Genomic DNA, 23300 nt, shown 5'->3' with positions numbered 1-23300 from the left:
GCTCACAGCCCCGCCTCGGCCAGGATCCGGTACGCCCACCCGGACGGCAGCCCCGGGTTGGCGGCGGCGGCGAGGACCACCTCGGGGTCCTCGTCGGCGAGCAGGTCGGCGACCCGGGCCGGGTCGAGCCCCGGATGGCCGGCGGCGGCCCGGCGGACCGACGGTTCCGGATCGACGGCGAGTCGGCCGAGCAGGTCCGGAGGAAGATCGGGACCGGCCAGCGCCAGACGCCGGACCCGGGGCTCGGGATCCTCGGCGAAGCGGGCGAAGGCCGCGGCCGGGAAGTTCGGGTGCTCGACCAGCCGGGGCCGGAGAGGGCCGCCGTCGCCGTCTTCCCGGACCAGCCGTTCCAGCACCTCCGGCGGGACGTCCGGGCGGGTCGCGGCGGAGCGGCGGACCCGCCGGTCGGGATCGGCGTCGAGCCGCTGCCACGCCTCGGACGGCAGGTCGCGGCAGGTGGCCAGGGCGCGCCGGAACACCACGTGCGGGGAGTCCAGGTAGGACAGCCGGGCTGGCAGCGGCAGGTCGCGTACCCAGGTCGGTACGGCGAGGTCCCCCTCGAGTGCGACCCGCGCCTCGATACTGCCGGCGGCCCGCTCGGCGACCAGTTCCGCGTGCAGCCGGTCCCGGGTCCGCTCGTCGACCCCCGGATGCTGGATCATCACGCCGCGGACGAACGGGTGCGGATCGGCGACCAGCACGGCGACCACCTCGGCCGACAGCCGGGGGTTGCGGGCGACGGCCTGCCGAGTCCCGTGGTCCGGGGCGGTGGCCAGGGCGAAGGCGACGACGTCGGTCAGCTCCGCGTAGCCGGCGACGTGGGCCCGGGTGGCCGGGTCGGCGAGGCAGGCCGGGTGCAGTTCGGCCGGTACCGGTGGTTGGGCCCGGCGGGACGCGGCGGCCCGTACTGTCGGGTCGGGGTCGGTCAGCAGGGCGATCCGGACCGGGGCGGGCGCGGCCCACCAGGCCTCGGCGACCGCGGCCCGAATACCTGGGTCGGCATCCCGGGCCAGTTCCTCGGGTGACCGCCCGTACGCCTCGGCCAAGTCGTCGACGGGGACAAAGACCCGCCGCGCGACCTTACGGCGCACAAGGTCGCGGTGCGCGTCGCGGATCGCCGGGTCGGGGTCGGCGGCGATCCGGGCCCGGATCGCCGGGGAGACCCGGTCACCGCGCAGGAACAGCAGCGAGTCGGGATCCCGGTGCGCGAGGACCGCCTCGGCCACCGGATCCGGCAGTGGCCGCCGCCAGCCGGCCAGTTCCCGGGCGACCGCCGGGTCGCGGGCCAGCCGGACCAGCATCTCCTCGGTGGCGGCGGGGTTCCGGACAAGTCCGGACAGCCTCGCCTGGTCGCGTGCGGTCATGCGGCACCGGTCGTCGGCACCGTGGCCCGCCCCGCCCGACCCGACCGACCGCACACGGCCGGGCCGCAGTCGGAACGGGCCAGGGCACCGACCTCAACCGAGCTGGCTGGCAGCCTCGGCGATGACCCGCTTGGCACCCTCGGCGGGCGGGATCCGGCCGAAGATGACCTCGTCGTAGACCCGCTGGAACTCGGCCTTGACCGCGCCGCCGCCCTTCGGCTGGGCGGGCGGGGTGGGCAGCAGCAGGCTCGTCACCGAGCTCTCGAACTCGTACACCTTCTTGTCGTTCTCGGTCAGGCTCGGCGCGATCGCGTCCCGGACCTTGGCGTTGGCCGGCATACCCCGGGCCACACCCTGCGCCTTGCCGGCCTCGACGTCGTTGACCAGGAAGTCGATCAGCATCGCGGCCTCCTTCGGGTGCTCGCTGCGCTGGGCCACGCTGTACGCCATCGACATCGAGGCGATCATGCCGCGCTTCGGGGTGTCGCTGGGCATCGGCGCGATGGCCAGCGGCGCGCCGTACGCCCCGACGAGTCCGGTGTAGCTGGAGTCGTAGTTGACCTCGCCGGCGACACCCTTCTTGACCAGCGACGAGTTCTGGATCGAGCCGTCGAGTTGGGTGGTCAGGGCGGCCGGGGCGAGCGCGCCCGCGTCGCGCATCTGGCCGGTCATCGTCCAGAAGGCGGTCAGGTCGGCCTCGGTGAAACCGAGCTTGCCGTCGTCGGTGTAGATCGCCTTGTCCCGCTGGCGCAGCCAGATGTCGAACCAGTCGATGGCGAAGCCGAAGTCGCCGAAACCGGCCACCTTGCCGCCGTTGGCCTGGCTGATCCTCTGCCCGGCGGCCTGCATGTCGGCCCAGGTCCAGGTCGGGGTCGGCGCGGGGACGCCGGCCTTCTCCAGCACCGCCGGGTCGTAGACGACACCCTGGGTGTTCTGGGCGATCGGGACGGCGTACGTCGCGTCGCCGACCTTGCCGGCCGGCAGCAGGGTCTGGGTCAGGTCGGCGACGGCGAGGGTGCCGTCCTCGACGTATTCGGTGAGGTCGCGCAACGCGTTGCGCTCGGCGTACTCGCGCAGGTAGGCGCGGTCCATCTGCAGCACGTCCGGCGCGTCACCGCCGGCGATCTGGGTGGAGAGCTTCTGGAAGTACGCGTCGAAGGCGCCGAACGAGGTGTTCACCTTGATGTTCGGGTACTTCTGTTCGAACAGGTCGATGGCCGCCTCGGTGACCTTCGCCCGGTCGTCATTGCCCCACCAGGTGAAATCGAGGGTTACCGTGCCGTCCGAGCCGCCGTCGTCGCCGCAGGCGGCCAGCGGCAGGACGAGCAGTGCGGCGGCGGCGAGGGTGGCGACCCGCGCTGCGCGGGGCAGGCGCCGGGTGTGCACCATGGACGTTCTCCTTCCCGGTGGCGCCCAGTTTCCGGCCGTCGTCTCGGTGGACCGGCGGGACGTGTGGAGTGCCGGTAAGCGCTTACCCGGGACGGGCAGGGAGTGCGCTAGCCGCCGGGGGACTCTCCGACGTCGACGGGGGACCTGGGCGCGATGTGGGGTATGTGTCGGTGCTGTCAGTCGGGGGGATGAAACGATTTAACTAGTCCGGACGGTATGGGGACACCCGCAGGTTGTCAAGGGATCCGGACCCCGCCCCACCTGGGCTTCCGGTGTCGGACCGACCCGAGTCACCGCGCCGCGACGGCCACCGGGTCCCGGAACAGTTCGCGATCACTCCTTGCCTTCGTCCCCACCTGCTGATATCCACGTATCTACACGCGCTCATGATCCACGTCCGGGCCGGGCCTCCCCCGGTCGGCTCCGCCGTACCCACACCACGCCCCCGGTCCGCCCCACCACCCGTCCCGCCCCGCTCACCCCCGTTCCGCGTACCCGCAGTCCAAGGAGGACCCCTTGCCACGATCCGGGTGGAGATCACCGAACCGCGGCCGGCGACGGCTCGTACCCGCGTTCACCGCGGCCGTACTCGCCGCCGCGCTGCTGCCCGCCACCACCTCGGCGAGCGCGGCACCGGCCGAAGCCACCGCCCCGGTCACCCCGGCCGAACACCCCGAGTCGTACGGCGGCAGTCACGCCCCCCGCGACGTCGACAACCGGGGCGGCGCGGCCGCACCGGACGCCCGGCAACGCGGGCTGGCCAAGCAGCTGCCCGGCACGGTCCGATGGAACCCGCTCGGCACCCCGCACGCGCTGACCGCCACCGACGGCCCCCTCGCCGACGGGCTCGACAGCGACCCGGAGACGGCGGCCCGGCAGTACCTGGCCGCCAACCGGGACCTCTTCGGGCTGGACGCCGAGGCGGTCGCCGGGCTGGAACGGCTACTGGTCCGGCAGATCGGCGCCGGGGCCGTGGTGACCCTGCGGCAGCGCTTCGGCGACCTGCCCGCCGGCGTTGACGGCCTGGTCAGCATCGCGGTCCGCGACGGCGCGGTGGTCAACGTCAGCTCCTCGCTCTCCCGGCACACCGGGGCGCCGGGCCCGGTCACCATCTCCGCCGAGCAGGCGTACGCGACCGCGCTCGCCGACGCCGGACTCAGCGCCGACCAGGTGACCCGGCACGAGACGCGTCAGGTTGCGGTCCCGATCCCGGGCAGCCCGGCCCGGGCCGCCTGGGAGGTCACCCTGATCTCCACCGACAGCGCGCACCCGACCGCGTTCAGCACCTTCGTCGACGGCGAGCACCGCACCGTGCTGGTCCGGGAGGACCTGGTCGACTTCGACTCGGACAACCCGCACTGGGCGGTCTTCCCGGGCACCCCGCCGAGCCGGGTGAAACCGGGTCGGGAGGACTCCCGGGTGCTCTGGTGCCTCAGCCGGGAACGGGGCTGCGAGCGTACGGTGCGGGACCCGGTCAGCGGGCAGGCCTGGGACGTCGACCTGGCCACCGGCGAACCGACGTACACCTCGCGGGGCAACGCGGCCAACACGGTCGTCTCCTGGGGCGCCGGCAGCCCGGTCGTCCCGGCGCCGACCAGCGCGACCCGGGAGTACGTCTACCCGTTCACCGACCCGTGGCGGACGTCGAAGTGCGACCCGGCGGTCTTCACGTCTCCGGGCCGCAACGACGCGGACGCGGCGATCGCCAACCTGTTCGCGATGCACAACCGGATGCACGACTGGACCTACCACCTCGGCTTCACCGAGTCGTCGTGGAACCTGCAGGCGGTCAACCTGAGCGGACAGGGGCTCGGCGGCGACGCCGAGCAGGGTCGTGCGCAGCAGGGCGCGCTCAGCGGCAACCGGAACAACGCCAACCAGGGCACCATGCGCGACGGGCTGCCGCCGACCACCAACATGTACCTGTGGCAGCCGGCCGCCGGCGGGCCGTACCCGCCCTGTGTGGACGGCGACTACGACATGACGGTGATCGGGCACGAGTACATGCACGCGGTCACCAACCGCATGATCGCCGGCCCGGACAGCGGGATCAGCGGCCACCAGGGCGGCGCGATGGGCGAGTCCTGGGGTGACCTGATGGGCGCCGAGTACCTCTTCCAGCACAACCTGCGGGCACCCGGCGAGACGCCGTTCATCACCGGCGGCTACGTCACCGGCAACCTGGTCAGCGGGATCCGCAACTACGACCTCAGCCGCAGCCCGCTGAACTACTCCGACATCGGCTACAACACGGCCGGCCCGGCGGTGCACGCCGACGGCGAGATCTGGGGCGCGACCAACTGGCGGGTCCGGTCCGCCCTGGTCAAGCGGTACGGCCTCGGCACACCGTCCCGGCAGCTGGACTGCGCCAACGGGACGGTGCCGGTCGAGCGGTGCCCGGGCAACCGGCGCTGGGCACAGCTGGTCTTCGACTCGTACCTGCTCCAGGCGGCCAGCTCGGTCAGCATGATCGACATGCGGGACAACATGCTCGCCGCCGACCAGCTCCGGTTCGGCGGACGCAACGCCGACATCATCTGGCGGGCGTTCGCCGAGTCCGGGCTCGGCCGCGACGCGGTGACCAACGGCGCGGCGGACACCGACCCGACGCCGAGCTTCGCCTCCCCGTACGGCCGCAACGTCACCGTCACCCTGCGCCCGACGGGCGAGGCGGCCGGCGCCCCGGTCCGGCTCTACCTCGGCGAGTACGAGGCCCGGGCGGTTCCGGTCGCGGACACCGACCCGGCGACGCCGCTGCCGGACACCTTCGAGGCGGTCCCCGGCACGAAGTTCTCCTTCGTGGCGGTGGCGCCCGGGTTCGGGCACACCCGGTTCAGCCGGGAGTTCACCCTCGGCAAGGGCCGGCACGGCGACCGGCCGCAGCAGGTGGCGCCGGAACTGCGCCGCAACCTCGCCTCCGGCGCCTCCGGTGCGACGGTGACCGGGGACGGCGTCAACCTGGCGCAGGTCGTCGACGACACCGAGGCGACCAACTGGGCGTCCCTGGACGGGGTGGCCGGCAGGCGGGTCACCGTCGACCTCGCCGGGGACCGGCCGCAGACCGTCCGGCGGGTGAACGTCAGCGGCTACCTGCGTCCGTCGGTCACCACCGGTCCGGACACCGGGTCGCAGAACGCGCTCTCGGCGTTGCGCTCGTTCGCCGTACTGGCCTGCGACGCGACGAAGCGGGACTGCACCGACGACACGAACTACCGCCGGGTCTACACCAGCCGGTCGGACGCGTTCCCCGGTGGGGCGTACCGGGCGTACTCCCGGGACATCAACCTCCGGTCGTTCGAGATCCCGACCACGGTCGCCACCCACCTGCGACTGGAGGTGCTGACCAGCCAGTGCACCGGCGGGCCGGCGTACGCCGGTGAGCAGGACAACGACCCGGCGACCAGCACCGACTGCGCAACCTCCAGCCCGGCCCGTAACCAGGTCCGGATCGCGGAGTTCCAGGTGTTCGGCCGGTAGCCGCGCACAGCCGTGGCCGGCCGTCTGCCGGCCCCGTCGGTCCCCCGCACCGCCGTCCGTCCCGGGTCGTCCGCCCGGGCCGGGCGGCGGTGTGCTGTCCGGGGTGTGCCGTCGGCGGTGGCCGGTTCACCAGTCGGGAAGGTGGGCGGCGCGGCGGCGTGCCGCCGGCCGGGGCGGGTAGCCGGCCCGGCCGCGCCGCGCCGGTGGCACGGGTTCCGGATCGTTCTCCCGGCTCCGGCTCAGCACCCGCAGCAGCAGCCCGACCCCGAGGAAGAGCAGGACACCGCCGACCGCGAAGCCGACCTGGACCGGCCCGATCCGGTCCGGCCCGGTCACCGCGCCGGCCCGGTCGGCGGCGCCGGTCCCGTCCCCGGAGGTGTCCGCACCGGCCAGCCCGGCCGCGTCCTCGGCGAAATCGTCCGAGGTGGCATCGTCCGACGTGGCATCGTCCGCCGGGGTCGTCTCGTCGTCGGCGGGGCCGGTGGTGCTCGGTGCCGCCGACGTCGGCGGGGCGGAGCGGGACGGGGTGGGTGCCGCCGTGGACCGCTTCGGGGTGTCCGGGGCGCGCTCGGCCCGGGCACCGGTCACCTGCCGGGTGGCGCCGGCCTGGTCGAGCAGCCGCCCCTGCGCGTCGTACGCCTCGACGGTGAGACTGATCCGGCCCGCCGGCGCGTCGTCGGCGACCGCGATCCGGTACTGGGCGGTGACGGTCCGGTCCCGGCAGAGGGTGCCCGGATCCAGGTCCCGGTCGGTCAGCCGGCCGGTGTCGCCGCCGGCCCGGACCGTCATCGGGAAGGAGCCGGTCTCCTCGATCCGGTCGACCCCGACCTGGTCGAGCCGCAGGCCCGACACCTGGACCAGCAGCGACCAGCGGACCTTGCGGCAGCCCTCGTCCCGGCTCGTCGAGACGACCGCGGTGACGGTACGGGGATCACCGCCGGCCGCGAGCGTGTCCGGCACCGTGGTCAGCACGGTACGGAAGCCGGGTGCCGCGCCGGCCGGTACTGCCGGTAGCAGCGCCCAGCCCACGGTCGCACCGGCCAGGACAAGCCCGAGCCGGACCACACCGCACCGCCGCATCGTCACCACCGCCTCGTCGTCACCGGAACCCCGTCGGTACGGTCCGCCGGACGCCTGGGCGGTCCGCGCACCGACGAAGCTGTGCGGAACCGACGTTATGGGCGTCGGTCGGGTGGGCGGAAGACTGGCGTATAGGCACCTTTCAGCAATCAAAGGGGCAGATTTCACGGGCAGTGGTGAACCGGTTACCAACAGACCGCGACCGGCCGACCCGGCCCCGGGCCCGGCTGTCCCGCCGGGCACAATCTGCGGTTGTGTCGGAGAGCGTCGCTGAATTCGTCCGGGCCTACGCCGGGCTCGCCCCGGTCGCGGCGGTACCCGAGATCCGGCTGCACCAGGCGGCCGAGCCGATCGGGCTCTGGGAGCTGACCGAGGGCGAGTTCCGCAGCGAGCAGCCGCCACCGTTCTGGGCCTTCGCCTGGGCCGGCGGTCAGGCCCTGGCCCGGTACCTGCTCGACCATCCCGAGACGGTCCGCGGCCGCCGGGTGCTCGACCTGGCGTCCGGCTCCGGTCTGGTCGCGGTCGCCGCCGCCCGGGCCGGCGCCACCCGGGTACGGGCGGTCGACGTCGACCCGACAGCGGTCGCCGCGATCGAGGTGAACGCCGGGGCGAACGGGGTGACGGTGGAGACCCGCCTCGCCGACATCCTCGACGGCGACGCCGGGGACGCCGAGGTGGTGCTGGCCGGTGACGTCTTCTACAGCCAGGAGATGGCCAACCGGATGCTCCGGTTCCTGCTCCGGGCCGCCCGGGACGGCGGTGCCCGGGTGCTGGTCGGTGACCCGGAACGGGCGTACCTGCCCCGATCCCGGTTCCACCGGCTGGACAGCTACGACATCCCGGTCCCGCCGGCACTGGAGAGCGTCCGGGTCAAGCACACCACGGTCTGGGAGTTGATCCCCGCCACCCCCGGGTCGGGGCGTTCCGGCCCGGATCCGCGTACTGACTAGCGTGACGACGTGCTGTTCCGTAGTTGGCAGGGGCCGGTCGAGCAGGCCTGGCCGGACGTCGTCACCGTGCCCGACCACCTCGGGGTGGACCATCTGGTGGTGACCCGGCACGCCCTGGTCCGCCAGGTGCTCGCCGACCCCGACACGTTCCGCCCGGACAACGCCCTCGACGCGGTCACCCCGATCCCGGTCACCGCGCTCCGGGTGCTCGCCGGACACGGCTTCCGGCTGCCGCCGACCCTGGCCAACAACGGCGGGGCCAGCCATCCGGAGATCCGGGGCATCGTCGCCGACGCCCTGCACCCGCACCGGGTCGACGCCCTGCGCCCCTGGCTGACCACCCTGGTACGCGAACGGGTCGACCGACTGCGCGCCGCGCTCGACGCCGGCCGGTCGGTCGACCTGTACGCCGACCTCGCGGCCGACCTGCCACTGCTCGTCCTGGCCCGGCTCGTCGACCTGCCGGCGGCGCCGACCGGCGCGGTCAAGGAGTTCACCCGGGCCGCCCTCGAACTGTTCTGGGCCCCGGTCGACGCCGACCGGCAACGGGTGCTCTCCGACACCGTCGGGCGGTTCCACGCCGTACTGCGGGAGTTCGCCGGGACCGGGGACGGACTGGTCGGCCGGCTCCGGGCCGCCGGACACCCGCCGGAGGTGGTGGTCGGCGCGCTGTTCTTCCTGCTGGTCGCCGGTCAGGAGACCACCTCGCAGTTCCTCACCCTGCTGCTGCACCGGCTGACCGGGGAGCCGGCGGTGCTGGCCGGGCTGCGCGACGGCACGGTCGGGGTCGAGGACGTGGTGGAGGAGGGACTGCGGCTGGAACCGCCGATCGTCACCTGGCGTCGGGTGGCGGACCGGGACACCACGTTGGCCGGCACCGCCGTACCGGCGGGGGCCAGCCTGGTGCTGTGGCTGGCCCGGGCCGGCCGTGACCCGGCGGTGGTGGCGGCCCCGGAGGAGTTCGTTCCCGGTCAGCGGGGTTCGCGGCGGCATCTGGCGTTCGGGGCCGGCGCGCACCGCTGCGTCGGCGCCCAGCTGTCCCGGATGGAGGCGGCGGTGGTGGTGGCCGAGACCGCGCCGCTGCTCGGCGACGTCACGGTACGACGTGCCCCCTGGTGTCCGGACAACCTCTCGTTCCGGATGCCTGACGCGTTTGTGGTCACCCGCCGCTGACCGGTTGTCGGCCGGCGGTTCGGTGGGTCAGTGCTCGCCGCGTCGGCCGTCCAGGTCGATGCCGCGCAGGTAGAGCAGGACGATCAGCACACCACCGACCACCAGGCAGATGTCGGCGACGTTCCCGACGAAGAAGCCGGCGTAGTCGATGAAGTCGACCACGTGCCCCCGGGCGAAGCCGGGCTCCCGAAACAACCGGTCCAGCAGGTGGGTGGTGGCGCCGCCCAGCATCAGCCCGAGGGCGAGCGCCCAGGCGCGGGACCGTACCCGCCAGGCGGCCCGGGTGATCGCGACGACGGCCACCGCGGCGATGATCGCGAAGACCCAGGTGTGTCCGGTGCCGATCGAGAACGCCGCTCCGGGGTTGTAGAGCAGCCGGAGGCTGAGCAGGTCGCCGAGGATCTCCCGGGACCGGCCGCCGGAGAGCGTCGAGGTGGCCCAGAACTTGGTGAGCTGGTCGACCACGATGATCAGGAACGCCAGGGTGACGATCCGGGGAAACCATCGCACACCTGCGGTCGCGGCCGTCTCCTCCGGCACCGACGAATCCGCCTCGACCTGCTGCATGACACGCTCCTCCAGCACCGCACCGTCCCCGGACCGGCCCCAAGCGTACGACCTCGCCCGGCAGGAGCCCATGGTCCGCTTCCCCCGGATCCGGACATCCGGTCGCTGACCGTCCCACCGGTTGCCGAAAGTCAGGGTCGTCCGGTCCCGATCGTCCGCTGTGCCGGCCCGGCCCGGATTCCTACCGTCGACCCGCCTGGATGACCGGTTCCGGCTGACGGACCGAACGGCCCCGGAAGGACTCATGATCACGACAACCGCACTCACCAAACGATTCGGCCGGACAACCGCGGTCGACGCGCTGACCCTGGAGATCACGCCGGGCCGGGTCACCGGCTTCCTCGGCCCGAACGGGGCCGGCAAGTCCACCACGATGCGCATGATCCTCGGCCTGGACCGGCCGGACGGCGGGACCGCCCTGGTCGAGGGCCGACCGTACGCGGCACTGCGGCACCCGCTCCGGGTGGTCGGCGCACTGCTCGACTCCCGGGCCGTGCACCCGGGCCGCAGCGCCCGGGCCCACCTGACCGCGATGGCCCGCAGCAACGGCATCCCCACCGAACGGGTCGACGAGGTGCTGGCCACAGTCGGCCTGACCGAGGTCGCCGGCAGACGGGCCGGGTCCTTCTCCCTCGGGATGAGTCAGCGGCTGGGCATCGCCGGCGCACTGCTCGGCGATCCCGGCGTGCTGATCTTCGACGAGCCGGTGAACGGCCTCGACCCGGACGGGGTGCGCTGGATCCGCGAACTGATGCGGTCGCTGGCCGCCCAGGGGCGGACTGTCTTCGTCTCCAGCCACCTGATGAGCGAGGTACAACTCACCGCCGACCAGCTCGTGGTGATCGGCCGCGGTCGGCTGATCACCGACGCGCCGATCGCCGACGTGATCTCGGCCAGCTCACTGACCGCCGTCCGGGTACGTCTCCCGGAACCGGCCGCGCTCGGCCGACTCCGGGAGCGGCTGGTCGCCCGGCGCCTCGCGGTCGAACCGGCCGGCGAGGACGAACTGGTGGTCACCGGCGCGACCGTCGCCGAGGTCGGCGACCTGGCCCACGAACTCGGCGTACGGCTGCACGGGCTGAGCACTCGGGAGGCCTCCCTGGAGCAGGCATATCTCGAACTCACCGACAACAGCCTGCAGTTCACCGGCTCCCCCGTCGGCACCGCCACCCACCCGACCCGGAGCGAGGCCCGATGACTACCCCGACCTCCCGCACCACGCACCACCCGACGTCGCCTGCCACCCGACGCCCGGCCGCCCCGGTCCCGCCGGGCTCCGCCGAGACCCGGCACTCCGGCGGCGGACTACCCGGCGCGATCGCCAGCGAGTGGACCAAACTGTGGTCGGTCCGCTCGGTGTGGTGGTGTCTGCTCTCCAGCGTCGTACTGATGGCCGCGACCGCCGGCCAGCTCGCCATCTACGTGCAGAACAGCAACACCAACCCCGAACCGGTCGACGACCGTGGCGTGGTCGCGATCGGCCGGATGGCGGTCGACGCCGTCGAACTGGCCCAGTTCGCGGTCCTCGCGCTCGCCCTGCTCGTCATCACCAGCGAGTACGGCACCGGAATGATCCGCAACACCCTGCAGTGGACCCCGTCCCGGTGGCGCCTGCTGCTGGCCAAAACCACGATCGTCGCCGGAGTCACCTTCGCCGTCGGCACCCTGCTCGGCGTGCTCGGTGCCGCGGTCGCCGCACCGGTGCTCGGTGAGTGGGGACGGTTCGAGGCGCCGGAAGCGTTCGGCGACGCGCTCGGCGTCGGGGCGTACCTGGCGTTGATCAGCGTCTTCACGCTGGGCCTCGGCGCCGCCTTGCGGGGCCCGGTCGGCACCCTGGTCGCGGTCTTCCTGGTGCTGACGGTGGTACCGACCATGCTGCGCCTGCCCGACCTGGCGATACTCGACACCCTCGCCGACGTACTGCCCGGCAGCGCCGGACTGCACTTCCTGCGCGGCGACACCGACCCGTACCCGCCGGCGGTCGGCCTGCTCCTGCTCGCCGCCTGGGCGGGCGCGACTCTGGCCGCCGGGCACACGGTGCTCCGCCGCCGCGACGCCTGAGGTGTGGGGAAGGGGCCCTTGTTATCGCTTCCTTGCATGGGAAGGGCCCCTTCCCCACCACTCTTCGGCGGTCAGCCGGAGCGGCCCGACCGATGTCAGGCCGAGTTGTTGTCGTCCCCGGTCAGTCCGGCCTCGTACGCGATGATCGCAGCCTGTACCCGGTTGCGTACCCCCAGCCTGGTGAAGATGCTGCTGAGATAGCTCTTCACGGTGCCCTCCACCAGGAAGAGCCGCCGGCCGATCTCCGCGTTGGAGAGCCCCGCCCCGACCAGGGCCAGTACGTCGGACTCCCGTTCGGTCAACGTCCCGATCCGTTCCCGGGCGGACGGGCCCCGGGCCAGCAGTCCACCGCCGAGTTCGATGACCCGACGGGCGACCTGTGGCGACAGGTACGCCCCACCGTCCGCCGCCGCCCGTACCCCGGCAATCAGCTCCCGGGGATCGCCCGACTTGAGCAGGAAGCCGGCCATGCCCTCGCCGAGCGCGCGGGCGATGTAGTCGTCCTCGCCGAACGTGGTCAGCATGATCACCGCAGTCTCCGGTGCGAGTCGACGGATCTGCGCCCCGGCCGCGAGCCCGTCGAGTCGAGGCATCCGGATGTCCAGCAGCACCACCCGGGGCCGGTGGGCCCGGACCAGTTCCACCGCCTGGTGCCCGTCGGCCGCCTCCGCCACCACCTCGATCTCCGGATCGGTGGCCAGGATGGCCCGTACCCCGGCCCGGATCATCATCTCGTCGTCGGCCAGTAGCACCGGAATCACGTCGTAGCCCTAACTATTTCCACCGCGCGGACCATCCGCGCCCCGGCTCAGCCGGGTACCCGGTCCTTGCTCACCAGCCGCCCGTCGAGGAAACAGAGCCGGTAGACGACCTGTCCCATCGGGAAGTTCCCGTCCGTGTAGTACTCGCAGGCGGCGCCGGCCGGTTCGCTCTCCCCGTCCCGGTACGCGGGCGGCGCGACCTGCCGCCGGGGCAGGTCGTCGCGCAGCTCGGCACGCTGCTGCCCGAGCCGGATCCGGTCGAACTCGGCCGAGTCCAGCACCGCTCCCGTGGTCGCGATCGGGTAGTACGCCAGGGTCAGGCCGGCAACGATCACCGCCGGCACCGCGACCGCGGTCAGCAGACTGCGCCGCACCTGGCGCCGGGCCCGCCGCAGGCGTTCGGTCGACGCCGCCACGGGGCCGACCTCCGGCGAAGAGGGATCATCGTCCGGGTCGCCTCCGTCCCGGCCGTGGCCGTCGACCGCCACACCGTGATCGGGACGGTCGGCGTCGAACGCCAGCCCGCCGGCGAGCCCGGGATCGGCAGCCGCCACCCGACCATCAAGATGCTCGTGCGGCAGCTCCGCCACCACCTCGAAGCCGCCGGCCACCGGGCCGGCCCGCAGGGTGCCGCCGGCCATCCGTACCCACTCACGCAGGCCGAGCAGGCCGGTCCCGCCACTGCGGACGCCCGACACCGGACCGGCCGGTGGTGGCCCGTTCACCACCCGGACCACCGTCCGGTCCGCGCCGCCGAGCCGTACGGTCACCGTGGCCCCCGGGGCGTGCCGGTTCGCGTTGGTCAGCGCCTCCTGCACCACCCGGTACGCCGTCCGGTCCACCAACGGCGGTACGCCAGCCGGCAGCCGCGTCACGTTCGATCCCGACGGGAACTCGCCGGAGTTGCGGGGCGACGGCTCGGTCTGTGTCCGGTCGTCGAGCAGCCGTACCGACATGCCGGCGGCGCGGCACCGCTCGACAAGTTCGCTGATCCCCTCGCCCGCCGGCCGGGTCGACGCCGGCTCGGCGTCCTCCCGGAGCACCCCGATCACCTGCCGCAGCCGGTCGGTGGCCAACGTGACGCTGGCCCTCACCTCACCGGCCGCCCGCCGGTGCCGCTCGTCGAGGTCCGGCGCGAGTTCCAGCGCACCGGCGCGGAGCGCGATCAGGCTCAGGTCGTGTCCGAGGGAGTCGTGGATGTCCTGGGCGATCCGGGCTCGCTCCCTCATCCGGATCCGCTCCGCGACACCACGACGCTCCCGCTCCAACAACTCCGCCTGCTCCCAGCCGGCGAGCACAAGGGCCTGATGTTGGCCGCGGTAGCGTCCGAACAGCCAGGGCAGGACTCCACCGAACACCAGGGTGGTGGCCAGGAGGTACCACATCTCGGCACCGTTGCGGAGCAGTCCGAGGTTCAGGATCGTGCCGCCGAGGGCGATGGCGCCGAAGACGAACGCCGCCGGAGCGGCCCGGGCCGTCCGCCAACCCACCAGGTAGCTCATCACCGGAATCGCGAAGACGAAGTTGCCGTCGGCGAGCGTCGACACTACGACGATCACCAGGGACAACAACGGCGCCCGGCGGCTCACCAGCACCGCGACGGCCATCACCAGCAGCCCGCCGCCCGACCGGAGAGTCGTCCACAACTCGGACGGCGGAGACAGCAGCGCCCAGCCGATCGGCCCGGACAGCGCGGCCCAGATCAGGACGTCCAGTAGCAGATCGCGCCGTCCCCGGACCAGGTCAGACACGCTTCGGCGGTGGAGGGTGATTGTCGGCCGGGCCAGCACCCGGCCAGGTTACCCAGCCGGGACAGGTTGCGTTACCGACGAAAGTGAGGTGCCGGGAGTCAACTGACCTCGTCGGCCCAGGTCCGCCAGTCGTCCAGCACCCCGTACAGGGCGGGGGTGAGCCAGCCCGGCGCGGACCGCTGGAAGACGCCCGGTTCCATGGTCCCGGCGCCGTCGGGCAGCGCGCCCACCATGTTCGGGACGAGCTCGGTGAGGTTGGCCCAGTGCACCAGTTCCGGCTCGGCCGGCCAGGCGCCGAGGACCACTCCGGCCGGTACCGCCCGCCGCTCCAGCGCCTCCAGGGTCAGCGCGGTGTGGTTGAGGGTGCCGAGGCCGGCCCGGGTCACCACCACGGCGGGGGCGCCGATCGCCACCGCCAGGTCGGCGACGGTCCACGCGTCGCCGGAGGGCCGCAGCCCCATCGGCACCAGCAGACCGCCGGCGCCCTCGACCAGCACCAGGTCGTGCTTCTCCGCCTCGGCCCGTACCTCGTCGACGACCGTGTAGAGCTCGAGCGGTTCCGCGCTCGCCACCCGGGCGGCGGCCAGCGGCGCCAGCGGATCCGGATAGCTGACCAACGTACGGGCCGTCAGCGGGGCGGCCAGTCGGGTGACGGTGTCGACGTCGGAGGGGCCACCGGTCGCCGTACCGGTCTGGCCGGGTTTCAGCACGGCCACCCGCAGCCCGGCGGCCTGGGCCGCGGCGGTGATCGCGGCGGTGACCACGGTCTTGCCCACGTCGGTGTCGGTACCGGTGACCAGGATCGGCCCCCGCCAGCCCGTGCCGGTCACCGGGGACCTCCCCCGGCCGGCACCGCCGTCGTCGTCGGCTGGGCGCCCGCGACCACCGCCCCGATGGGCGATGACGGTGTCGTACCCGCCGGTGCACACTCCACGATCGCCTCCAGGGCCCGGTCGAAGTCGGCTCGCGGTACGCCGACGTTGATGGTGAGTCGGAGCCGCGACCGGGTGTCCGGGGTCGACGGCGGCCGGAAGCAGCCGACCGCCACCCCGCGCTCCAGGCAGTCGGCCGCCCAGGCCACCGCCGCCTCCGGGCCGGGCGCGGTGACCGAGACCACCCCGGCGGCCGGGGTGGAGACCGGCAGCCCGGCCGCGCCGAGCCGGCGGGCCGCGGCGGCCGCCCGGTCGGCCAACTCGGCCCGCAGCCGGGCACCGGAGCGGGCCCGGTCGGTGGCGGCGAGAACCCCGGCGGCCACCGCCGGTGGCAGCGCGGTGTCATAGATGAATGTCCGGCCGGTGTCGATCAGGTGCCGGACCAGCTCGGCCGGGCCGGCGACCACTCCCCCGGCGCCGCCGAGCGCCTTGGAGAGGGTCGCCGTCACCACCACGTCCGGCTCGCCGGTGAGTCCGGCGCCCGCGACCGCGCCGGCCCCGTCGGGTCCGAGTACGCCCAGCGCGTGCGCGTCGTCGACCAGCAGCACCGCGCCATGCTTCCGGGTCACCCGGTGCAGCCGGGCCAGCGGCGCCAGGTCGCCGTCGACGGAGAAGACCGACTCGGTGACCACCACCGCCGGCCGGCCCGGCGCGGCGGCCAGGGCCGAGGCGACCGCGTCGACGTCGAGGTGCGGGGTGACGACCGTCTCGGCCCCGGAGAGGCGACAGCCGTCGATCAGCGAGGCGTGGTTGTGCGCGTCGGAGACCAGCAGCGTACGCGGGCGGGTGAGCGCGCGTACCGCACCGAGGTTGGCCAGGTAGCCGGAGGAGTAGACCAGTGCCTGCCCGACGCCCAGCCAGTCGGCGAGCGCGTTCTCCAACTCTTGGTGGGCTCCGGTGCTGCCCCGGACCAGGCGGGAGCCGGTGGCGCCCAGGCCGTACCGGGTCAGTGCCTCGGCCGCGGCCGTTGTCACCGCGGGGTCCCGGGAGAGCCCGAGGTAGTCGTTGCCGGCGAGGTCGACGACCCGGTCGTCGGCGGCGCGGGGTCGCAGCCGACGGCGCAGACCCGCCCTGGCCCGCAGCTGGGCCCGGCGCTCCAGCCCTTCCAGCCAGCCTGACACCGTCTCACTCCCCACGTCGTGCACGTCCGGCCCGACGGTGTCGGGCGGCGACGCTCGGCGGAACCGTCGGACCCTGGCCCGCAGGGGCCTCGGCGGCGGCTTCCACCCCGCGTCGGCGGCCCCGGCCGTCCGCGTGGACGGCCCCGACCGGCGAAAATACCACCTGGTCGGCGGCCGGAGGGGCCGCCGGGCCGCGCGGGGTGGCCGGGTGCGACGCCCGCCGGGTCGTCCTTCGGGTCGGCGCCCATCGACGGCCAGGCCGGCTTGTAGGGTACGACCCATGCCAGACATCCTCGACCAGGCACGGACCCAGGTCCTCGACGGCGGTGTCGGTCTCGACGAGGCCGGGGTGCTCGCCGTGCTCCAGCTCCCCGACGAGCGGCTCTCCGCCGCCCTCCAGCTCGCCCACGAGGTACGGATGCGCTGGTGTGGTCCGGAGGTCGAGGTGGAGGGGATCGTCTCCCTGAAGACCGGTGGCTGCCCCGAGGACTGCCACTTCTGCTCCCAGTCCGGCCTGTTCGCCTCGCCCGTCCGGTCCGTCTGGCTGGACATCCCGTCGCTGGTCGAGGCGGCGAAGCAGACGGCGGCGACCGGCGCCACCGAGTTCTGCATCGTGGCCGCGGTCCGGGGGCCGGACGCGCGGCTGATGAAGCAGATGCGCGAGGGTGTAGCGGCGATCCGGGCCGAGGTCGACATCCAGGTCGCCGCCTCGCTCGGCATGCTGACCCAGGAGCAGGTCGACGAGCTGGTCGAGATGGGTGTGCACCGGTACAACCACAACCTGGAGACCTGCCGCTCCCACTTCCCGAACGTGGTCACCACGCACTCCTGGGAGGAGCGCTGGGAGACGCTGCGGATGGTCCGCGCCTCCGGGATGGAGGTGTGTTGCGGCGGCATCCTCGGGCTCGGCGAGACGATCGCGCAGCGGGCCGAGTTCGCGGCGCAGCTCGCCGAACTCGATCCGCACGAGGTGCCGCTGAACTTCCTCAACCCCCGACCGGGCACCCCGCTCGGTGACCAGGCGCCGGTCGAGCCACGGGACGCGCTGCGCGCCATCGCCGCCTTCCGGCTGGCGATGCCGCGGACGATCCTCCGGTACGCCGGTGGTCGTGAGATCACCCTCGGCGACCTCGGCACCCGGGACGGTCTGCTCGGCGGGATCAACGCGGTGATCGTCGGCAACTACCTGACCACCCTGGGCCGGCCGGCAAACGAGGACCTGGCGCTGCTGGAGGAGCTGAAGATGCCGGTGAAGGCGCTCTCGGCGACGCTGTGAAGGAGGCACGGTGCAGCCGATCACCCCAGCTCCGCGGGGGCCCGAGATGACGTGGTGTGACCGGTGCGGCGGGGCGCTCGCCGACGGCGGCCACGACGACTGCGACCGGGCGCGGCACCTCGAACCGCCCCGGTTCTGCGCCGCCTGCCGGCGGCGGATGAAGGTGCAGGTGCTGCCGGCCGGCTGGACGGCGACCTGCGTGGAGCACGGGGACCTCCACTCCTGAGGCCTCGCCCGGCGGCCGTCCCCGGCTGGCTCCTCCCTCCTACCGCAGGGTCTTCTCCAGCAGGGTGACCGGGTAGTTGCTGCCGCCCGCTCCGTGGGTGGGGCGGTCGGTGAACGACTGCTCGCCGACCACGAGGTAGCCGGCCGACTCGTAGTACCGCCGGAGCTGGTGGTTGTCGGCCCGGCAGTCGAGTCGGCACAGTCGGCGTCCGGCCGCCGTGATCCGTCGTTCCGCCTCGGCGAGCAGCCGTCGCCCGGTCCCGGGCGGCGCGGTACGTCGATCCGTCATCAGCCGGTGCACGTAGCCGGCCACGGGGGGCTGCGGACCCCACGTGACGACGTCGTCCCACCAGAGTTCGAAGGCGCCGACGACCGGCCCGTCCGGACCGAGGGTGGCCAGCCGGACCTCGGCGTCGGCCAGCCGGGCCCGGAAGTGGTCCTCGGTGAGGTCTCCGGGCCGCCACTGGTCGATGCCGTTGGCCAGTTGCCAGCGGGCCGCGTCGTCACGGAGCCGGACCAGCGCGGCGAGGTCCCGTTCGGTCGCCAACCGGTGGCTCAGCGGCGCCAGCCGCGACCCGGGGTGGCTCGGCGGCGCAGGCGGCGACCCGGGGTGGGTCCGGGGCGGCTGCTCGCCGGTCGCGTCGTGTCCGATGGCGGTGGCCGAGGTCACGATCGACCGTTCGACGTCGTTTTGGCTGGTCACGGGAGTGAAGCCTATCCGGTCCGGGTCCGGGTCCGGGTCCGGGTCGGCGGCCGCAACGGCTTCCGTCCCGGGTCAGCTGACCGGCTGGGCCACCCGGCTCCAGGTCAGGAAGTCGACCACCGCGGCCACGGTGGCCGGGTCCCGCAGGATGCGCCGGTGGCCGAGCCCGTTGGACCACCGCCCCTCCGCCTCCGGCCAGGCCGCCACGATCGCCTGCCCGTCGGCGTACCGGACCTCCTTGTCCGCGTAGTCGTGCGCGACCAGCAGCGCCGGCAGGTCGTCCCGCCCGGTCGCGCGTCCGGCGACGTCCAGTTCCGTCGTCCGCCGACCGACCCGTCGTTCCAGGCGGCGGAGGAACCGGGTCCGGATCCGCTCGTCGAAGCCGAGCGACCGGGCGAAGTCGGTGGTGTAGGCGAGCGGGTCCGCCATCGGCGCGATCAGGACCAGCCGCTCGGCGGTCAACCCGTCCAGCGCCGCGAGCGCGGTGGCGGTGCCGCCGGCCGAGTGCCCGACGATCGCGTACGCCGGGCCGGCGATCCGGGTCACCTCGGTCAACGCGTCGGCGAACTCGGTCAGCAGGCCGCGACCCCGTCCGTACGCCCCGGGTGCGGAGTCGCCGTGGCCCGGCGCGTCGAGGGCGACGACCCGGTGCCCGGCCGCCACCAGCGGGGCGACGAACGACTGGAACTGCCCCCGCCAGCCGCCCCAGCCGTGCATCAGGTAGACGGCGGGACCGTCGCCCCAGGACTCGGCGACCACCGGCCGGCCGTGCACGGTGACGGTGAACCGCTGCCCGGGCGGGTCGGCGGGGCGGACCGGGCCGCGTGGCACGCTGCACCAGATCCGTTCGGCGAGTACGGCTCCCGGGCCGGGCGCCACCCGTTCCAGAACGCCGAACATCCGCCGGGTGACCGCCATCGTAATCATACGAACGATCGTGCTTTTTTGTTTCCGCCAAGCAACCATGTCTCTCCACTCCGAAAGGTCAGATCCGGGCGTTGTCCAACAGCGCGTCGAGCGCCCGGCGGGTCCGGCTGATCGCCTGCGGATCCTCCATCAGGCGATGGGCGTGGAACAGTCCGAGCATCACCCCGTACAGGTCGTGGGCGAACTGCTCGGGATCGGCGTCCGGCCGGAACTCCCCCTCGGAGATCCCGGTCCGGAACATCTGGGCGACCGACTCCAGCAGGTCCCGGTGGTCGCGGACCAACTGGTCCCGCACCGGCCCGGGCCGGTCGTCGAACTCGAGGTCGGCGGAGACGAACAGACAGCCGGCACGACGCTCGACACCGAGAACGATCCAGCCCTCCACCAGGGTCCGGATCCGCTTCTCGCCCCGGGGCGCAGCCAGGGCGGGCCGGATCACCGCGTCGACGAAGCCGTCCCGGGCGTACTCCAGGACCGCCAGCTGCAGTGCCTCCTTGGACCGGAAGTGGCCGAACAGCCCGCTTTTGGACATCTCGACCCGGTCGGCCAGGGAACCGATGGTGAGCCCGGCCAGCCCGAGCCGGTCGGCGACCTCGTTGGCGGCGACCAGCACCGCCTGCCGGGTCACCTCACCCTTCCCCATGCGGACATCGTCCGCACGATCGTACTTTTTGTCAAGGGCCAACACCCTCGGACTCCTGGATCGGATTCGATCTATCAAGTAAGAAGCCTTACGATTTCATATTGACGTCGTCTTATCCGCGTGGGAATGATCGGTGGCGGCGCGTACCCATTGATCCTGGAGGGCACCTTGCGTCCACACCCACGATCCCGCACCCCGCTGATACCGCTGGTGGTCGGCCTGCTGGCCGTCTCCCTGCTGCCCGCGGGCACGGCATCGGCCACCACCGGCGACACCGACACCGCCCGGCACGGCGGCCCGGGCGGTCGGCCGGCGTACCTCAACCCGAAACTCCCGGTCGACCGCCGGGTCGACGACCTGCTCGGTCGGATGACCCTGGCCGAGAAGGTCGGCCAGATGACGCAGGCCGAGCGAGCTGCGGTCACCGACAACCCGACGGTGATCGCCGAGTGGAACCTCGGCTCACTGCTCTCCGGCGGCGGCTCGGTGCCGACCCCGAACACCCCGGAAGCCTGGGTCGAAATGATCAACGGCTTCCAGCGGCAGGCGATGAGCACCCGCCTCGGCATCCCGATCATCTACGGCGTCGACGCGGTGCACGGGCACGCGAACGTCCACGGTGCCACCGTCTTCCCGCACAACATCGGCCTCGGCGCCACCCGCGACCCGGACCTGGTCCGGCAGATCGGCAAGGCCACCGCCGAGGAGGTCAAGGCCACCGGCATCCCGTGGAACTTCGCCCCCTGCCTCTGCGTCGCCCGGGACGAGCGCTGGGGCCGGACGTACGAGAGCTTCGGCGAGGACCCGAAGCTGGTCGGCCAGATGGCCAGCTACGTCGCCGGCTCGCAGAGCGCCGGAGTGCTCGCCACGGTCAAGCACTACGCCGGCGACGGGGACACCGTCTACGACCAGGCCGCCGCCGACAACAACGCCAACCTGCCGCCGGCCAACCAGGCGTACGTCATCGACCAGGGCGTGACGGTGACCAGCCGGGCCGAGTTCAACCGGACCAACCTGGCGCCGTACTGGGACGCGATGCGGCGCTACGACGTGCGCAGCGTGATGCCGTCGTACTCCAGTGTGGACTGGACCGAGGACGGGATCGGCAACCCGGTCAAGATGCACGCGCACAAGGAACTGCTCACCGACGTGCTCAAGGGCGCCAAGCGGTTCCAGGGCTTTGTCATCTCCGACTGGGAGGGCATCCACAAGATCCCGGACCCGGCCGAGCCGGCCAACGGCGGCCTCACCCCCTACAAGGTCCGCACCGGGGTCAACGCCGGCATCGACCTGTTCATGGTGCCGAACAGCGCGAAGCAGTTCATCGACCTGCTGACCGCCGAGGTCGGGGCGGGCCGGGTCAGCCGGGCCCGGATCGACGACGCGGTCCGCCGGATCCTGCGGGCCAAGTTCGAACTCGGCCTCTTCGAGAAGCCGTACGCCTCGGCCGACAACGTCGACAAGGTCGGCAGCCGGGAGCACCGCGCCCTGGCCCGCCGGGCCGTCGCCGAGTCCCAGGTGCTGCTGAAGAACAGCAACCGGGCCCTGCCGCTGCGCAGGGACGCGAAGCTGTACGTCGCCGGCCGCAACGCCGACGACATCGGCAACCAGGCCGGCGGCTGGACCATCCAGTGGCAGGGCGCCTCCGGCGACATCATCCCCGGCACCACGATCCTGGAGGGCATCCGCGAGGTCGCTCCCCGGGCCGAGGTGACGTACAGCGCCGACGCCTCCGCGCCGACCGACGGTGCCGACGTCGGCGTCGTGGTGGTCGGCGAGACCCCGTACGCCGAGGGTTTCGGTGATGTCGGCGGGCCGGAGTGCACCTGGTGCTCCACCCCGCAGCACGAGGAGAAGTCGCTGTCGCTGCAGCCGGGCGACAAGGCGGTGGTCGACAAGGTCTGCGGCGAGATCGACACCTGCGTCGTCCTGGTCGTCTCCGGCCGTCCCCAGGTACTCACCGACCAACTCGGTCAGATGGACGCACTGGTCGCCTCCTGGCTGCCGGGCAGCGAGGGGGCCGGCGTCGCGGACGTGCTGTTCGGCCGGCGCCCGTTCACCGGCAAGCTCTCGATGAGCTGGCCGCGCAGCGAGGCGCAGGTGCCGATCAACATCGGTGACCGCGACTACCGCCCGCTCTTCCCGTACGGGTACGGCCTGCGTACCCGCTGAGCCGGTTCTCGTAGCCGTCGCCGCGTTTCCGGCAGCGAACGCGGGTCCGACCGGACTGGTTGAATGGCCCGGTGGATCCCATCGACATCATCTCCGTCTTCACCCTCCCGCTGCTCGCCTTCCTGTTGATCGAGGCGGCCACGGCGGCGAAGCGTCAGCGGGACACGGTCGCCAGGATCGCCAGGATCGACCGCAAGCTCCAGCTTGTCCTGACCCACCTCGGGGTCACCGATCCCGAACCGGAACTCGCCGAGGTCCGGGAGCACCTCCGCAACGGCCGGACGGTGGCGGCCGTCCGGGCCTACCGGCAGGCCACCGGGGAGGGTCTGCTGGCGGCGAAGCAGGCCGTCGACCGGATGACAACCCAGCCCTGAGCCGACTCGACCCGGCGCGCACGGTCGGGACGATCTACCTGTGTCACCGCGGCTGCGCGCTGCGCCAACTGCTGGTGGTCAGCGGGCCACAACGCGGCATGGTGTGGGCCGACGACTCCGCCGACGACGCAGGCCTCCGTCCGCTCACCGACCGGGGCGACCGGATCGGCTTCGCCCGCTGGTACCTCAACTGGCTGGACGAGGCTGCCGCGACGGCCGGCCGGCCCTGACTCCGCGCCCGGGGCATCCCGGGACTCCACCGGATCTGGCTCCGGATCTCCGCTCGGCATGCTAGCTTTGGTTTAGAGAAGCCAGCTAGGAGCGTGGTGAACGTGACGATCAGGTACGAAGTCC

20 protein-coding genes and 1 pseudogene are annotated in these 23300 nt (G+C 73.0%); 10 read left to right on the top strand and 11 right to left on the bottom strand.

Translation table 11 applies throughout. From position 1 onward, the window contains the following. Positions 1-2: 2 nt before the first annotated feature. Entirely contained in the window at positions 3-1364 is a 1362-nt protein-coding gene (locus ABGB21_RS31285) for a hypothetical protein (protein WP_347680825.1), read from the bottom strand. A 93-nt stretch (positions 1365-1457) separates the two neighbouring features. Continuing rightward, complete coding sequence (locus tag ABGB21_RS31280; RefSeq protein WP_347656848.1) at positions 1458-2753, bottom strand: extracellular solute-binding protein; 1296 nt, start codon at positions 2751-2753, stop codon at positions 1458-1460. Positions 2754-3269: 516 nt separating this feature from the next. Here ABGB21_RS31280 and ABGB21_RS31275 point away from each other — a divergent pair. Next, positions 3270-6230, top strand: a complete 2961-nt coding sequence (locus ABGB21_RS31275; RefSeq protein ID WP_347680823.1) for a M36 family metallopeptidase — start codon at positions 3270-3272, stop codon at positions 6228-6230. Between the two features lie 126 nt (positions 6231-6356). Here the strand turns inward: ABGB21_RS31275 and ABGB21_RS31270 are convergent, their stop codons facing one another. Beyond that, positions 6357-7310 (bottom strand): hypothetical protein, encoded by a 954-nt coding sequence (locus ABGB21_RS31270; protein WP_347680857.1) that lies wholly within the window; start codon positions 7308-7310, stop codon positions 6357-6359. A gap of 254 nt (positions 7311-7564) precedes the next feature. On the opposite strand from ABGB21_RS31270, the gene ABGB21_RS31265 reads away from it, so the two are divergent. Continuing rightward, positions 7565-8260 (top strand): 50S ribosomal protein L11 methyltransferase, encoded by a 696-nt coding sequence (locus tag ABGB21_RS31265; RefSeq protein WP_347656850.1) that lies wholly within the window; start codon positions 7565-7567, stop codon positions 8258-8260. 9 nt (positions 8261-8269) lie between these two features. Further along, on the top strand, positions 8270-9433 hold the full coding sequence (locus ABGB21_RS31260) for a cytochrome P450 (protein WP_347656851.1): 1164 nt from the start codon (positions 8270-8272) through the stop codon (positions 9431-9433). 27 nt (positions 9434-9460) lie between these two features. Here ABGB21_RS31260 and ABGB21_RS31255 read toward each other — a convergent pair whose 3' ends face one another. After that, positions 9461-10000, bottom strand: a complete 540-nt coding sequence (locus tag ABGB21_RS31255) for a signal peptidase II (protein WP_347680821.1) — start codon at positions 9998-10000, stop codon at positions 9461-9463. A gap of 244 nt (positions 10001-10244) precedes the next feature. On the opposite strand from ABGB21_RS31255, the gene ABGB21_RS31250 reads away from it, so the two are divergent. Continuing rightward, positions 10245-11198 carry an ATP-binding cassette domain-containing protein gene (locus ABGB21_RS31250; RefSeq protein ID WP_347656853.1) on the top strand — a complete coding sequence of 318 codons (954 nt, stop codon included), beginning with the start codon at positions 10245-10247 and terminating at the stop codon, positions 11196-11198. Further along, entirely contained in the window at positions 11195-12061 is an 867-nt protein-coding gene (locus ABGB21_RS31245; protein ID WP_347680819.1) for an ABC transporter permease, read from the top strand. The genes ABGB21_RS31250 and ABGB21_RS31245 overlap by 4 nt, the downstream gene beginning before the upstream one ends. Positions 12062-12156: 95 nt before the next feature. On the opposite strand, the gene ABGB21_RS31240 is transcribed toward ABGB21_RS31245, so the two are convergent. The 4 genes and pseudogenes from ABGB21_RS31240 to ABGB21_RS31225 form a co-directional block, all read right to left on the bottom strand. Continuing rightward, positions 12157-12822, bottom strand: coding sequence for a response regulator transcription factor (locus ABGB21_RS31240; protein ID WP_347656855.1), 666 nt, complete (start codon positions 12820-12822; stop codon positions 12157-12159). A 47-nt stretch (positions 12823-12869) separates the two neighbouring features. After that, positions 12870-14573, bottom strand: a complete 1704-nt coding sequence (locus tag ABGB21_RS31235; RefSeq protein WP_347680817.1) for a histidine kinase — start codon at positions 14571-14573, stop codon at positions 12870-12872. Between the two features lie 98 nt (positions 14574-14671). Beyond that, complete coding sequence (gene bioD / locus ABGB21_RS31230; RefSeq protein WP_347656872.1) at positions 14672-15376, bottom strand: dethiobiotin synthase; 705 nt, start codon at positions 15374-15376, stop codon at positions 14672-14674. 116 nt (positions 15377-15492) lie between these two features. Beyond that, positions 15493-16626 (bottom strand): annotated as a pseudogene (locus ABGB21_RS31225) (8-amino-7-oxononanoate synthase); the annotation flags it as partial. Between the two features lie 280 nt (positions 16627-16906). Here ABGB21_RS31225 and bioB point away from each other — a divergent pair. Then, complete coding sequence (gene bioB, locus ABGB21_RS31220) at positions 16907-17902, top strand: biotin synthase BioB (RefSeq protein WP_347656857.1); 996 nt, start codon at positions 16907-16909, stop codon at positions 17900-17902. 46 nt (positions 17903-17948) lie between these two features. Then, positions 17949-18128 (top strand): hypothetical protein, encoded by a 180-nt coding sequence (locus ABGB21_RS31215; protein ID WP_347656858.1) that lies wholly within the window; start codon positions 17949-17951, stop codon positions 18126-18128. A 39-nt stretch (positions 18129-18167) separates the two neighbouring features. Here the strand turns inward: ABGB21_RS31215 and ABGB21_RS31210 are convergent, their stop codons facing one another. The 3 genes from ABGB21_RS31210 to ABGB21_RS31200 form a co-directional block, all read right to left on the bottom strand. After that, positions 18168-18830 (bottom strand): GNAT family N-acetyltransferase, encoded by a 663-nt coding sequence (locus ABGB21_RS31210; RefSeq protein ID WP_347680815.1) that lies wholly within the window; start codon positions 18828-18830, stop codon positions 18168-18170. Between the two features lie 72 nt (positions 18831-18902). Then, a complete protein-coding gene (locus ABGB21_RS31205; protein ID WP_347680813.1) occupies positions 18903-19757 on the bottom strand; it encodes an alpha/beta fold hydrolase in 855 nt (284 codons plus the stop codon). A gap of 58 nt (positions 19758-19815) precedes the next feature. After that, positions 19816-20400 carry a TetR/AcrR family transcriptional regulator gene (locus tag ABGB21_RS31200; protein ID WP_347656861.1) on the bottom strand — a complete coding sequence of 195 codons (585 nt, stop codon included), beginning with the start codon at positions 20398-20400 and terminating at the stop codon, positions 19816-19818. 168 nt (positions 20401-20568) lie between these two features. Here ABGB21_RS31200 and ABGB21_RS31195 point away from each other — a divergent pair, with 168 nt between their 5' ends. The 3 genes from ABGB21_RS31195 to ABGB21_RS31185 all read left to right on the top strand — a co-directional run bounded on the left by ABGB21_RS31195 (position 20569) and on the right by ABGB21_RS31185 (position 23176). Continuing rightward, positions 20569-22572 carry a glycoside hydrolase family 3 protein gene (locus ABGB21_RS31195; protein ID WP_347680811.1) on the top strand — a complete coding sequence of 668 codons (2004 nt, stop codon included), beginning with the start codon at positions 20569-20571 and terminating at the stop codon, positions 22570-22572. Positions 22573-22643: 71 nt separating this feature from the next. Then, complete coding sequence (locus tag ABGB21_RS31190; RefSeq protein WP_347680809.1) at positions 22644-22946, top strand: hypothetical protein; 303 nt, start codon at positions 22644-22646, stop codon at positions 22944-22946. A gap of 74 nt (positions 22947-23020) precedes the next feature. Further along, a complete protein-coding gene (locus tag ABGB21_RS31185; RefSeq protein ID WP_347680807.1) occupies positions 23021-23176 on the top strand; it encodes a hypothetical protein in 156 nt (51 codons plus the stop codon). The last annotated feature ends 124 nt before the right edge of the window (positions 23177-23300 follow it).

Origin of the sequence: Plantactinospora sp. B24E8, from assembly GCF_039871735.1 — a bacterium.
In the GTDB taxonomy this organism is placed as follows: Bacteria; Actinomycetota; Actinomycetes; order Mycobacteriales; family Micromonosporaceae; genus Plantactinospora.
Note: the sequence above shows the minus strand (reverse complement) of the source record. Positions and strands in the feature narration are given on the sequence as shown.

What these genes read in the sequence shown, in the direction of transcription:
- ABGB21_RS31285 (WP_347680825.1), bottom strand. Translation starts at nt 1,364, where the DNA reads ATGACCGCACGCGACCAGGCGAGGCTGTCCGGACTTGTCCGGAACCCC.
- ABGB21_RS31280 (WP_347656848.1), bottom strand. Translation starts at nt 2,753, where the DNA reads ATGGTGCACACCCGGCGCCTGCCCCGCGCAGCGCGGGTCGCCACCCTC.
- ABGB21_RS31270 (WP_347680857.1), bottom strand. Translation starts at nt 7,310, where the DNA reads ATGCGGCGGTGCGGTGTGGTCCGGCTCGGGCTTGTCCTGGCCGGTGCG.
- ABGB21_RS31255 (WP_347680821.1), bottom strand. Translation starts at nt 10,000, where the DNA reads ATGCAGCAGGTCGAGGCGGATTCGTCGGTGCCGGAGGAGACGGCCGCG.
- ABGB21_RS31250 (WP_347656853.1), top strand. Translation starts at nt 10,245, where the DNA reads ATGATCACGACAACCGCACTCACCAAACGATTCGGCCGGACAACCGCG.
- ABGB21_RS31245 (WP_347680819.1), top strand. Translation starts at nt 11,195, where the DNA reads ATGACTACCCCGACCTCCCGCACCACGCACCACCCGACGTCGCCTGCC.
- bioB (WP_347656857.1), top strand. Translation starts at nt 16,907, where the DNA reads ATGCCAGACATCCTCGACCAGGCACGGACCCAGGTCCTCGACGGCGGT.
- ABGB21_RS31215 (WP_347656858.1), top strand. Translation starts at nt 17,949, where the DNA reads ATGACGTGGTGTGACCGGTGCGGCGGGGCGCTCGCCGACGGCGGCCAC.
- ABGB21_RS31205 (WP_347680813.1), bottom strand. Translation starts at nt 19,757, where the DNA reads ATGATTACGATGGCGGTCACCCGGCGGATGTTCGGCGTTCTGGAACGG.
- ABGB21_RS31200 (WP_347656861.1), bottom strand. Translation starts at nt 20,400, where the DNA reads ATGGGGAAGGGTGAGGTGACCCGGCAGGCGGTGCTGGTCGCCGCCAAC.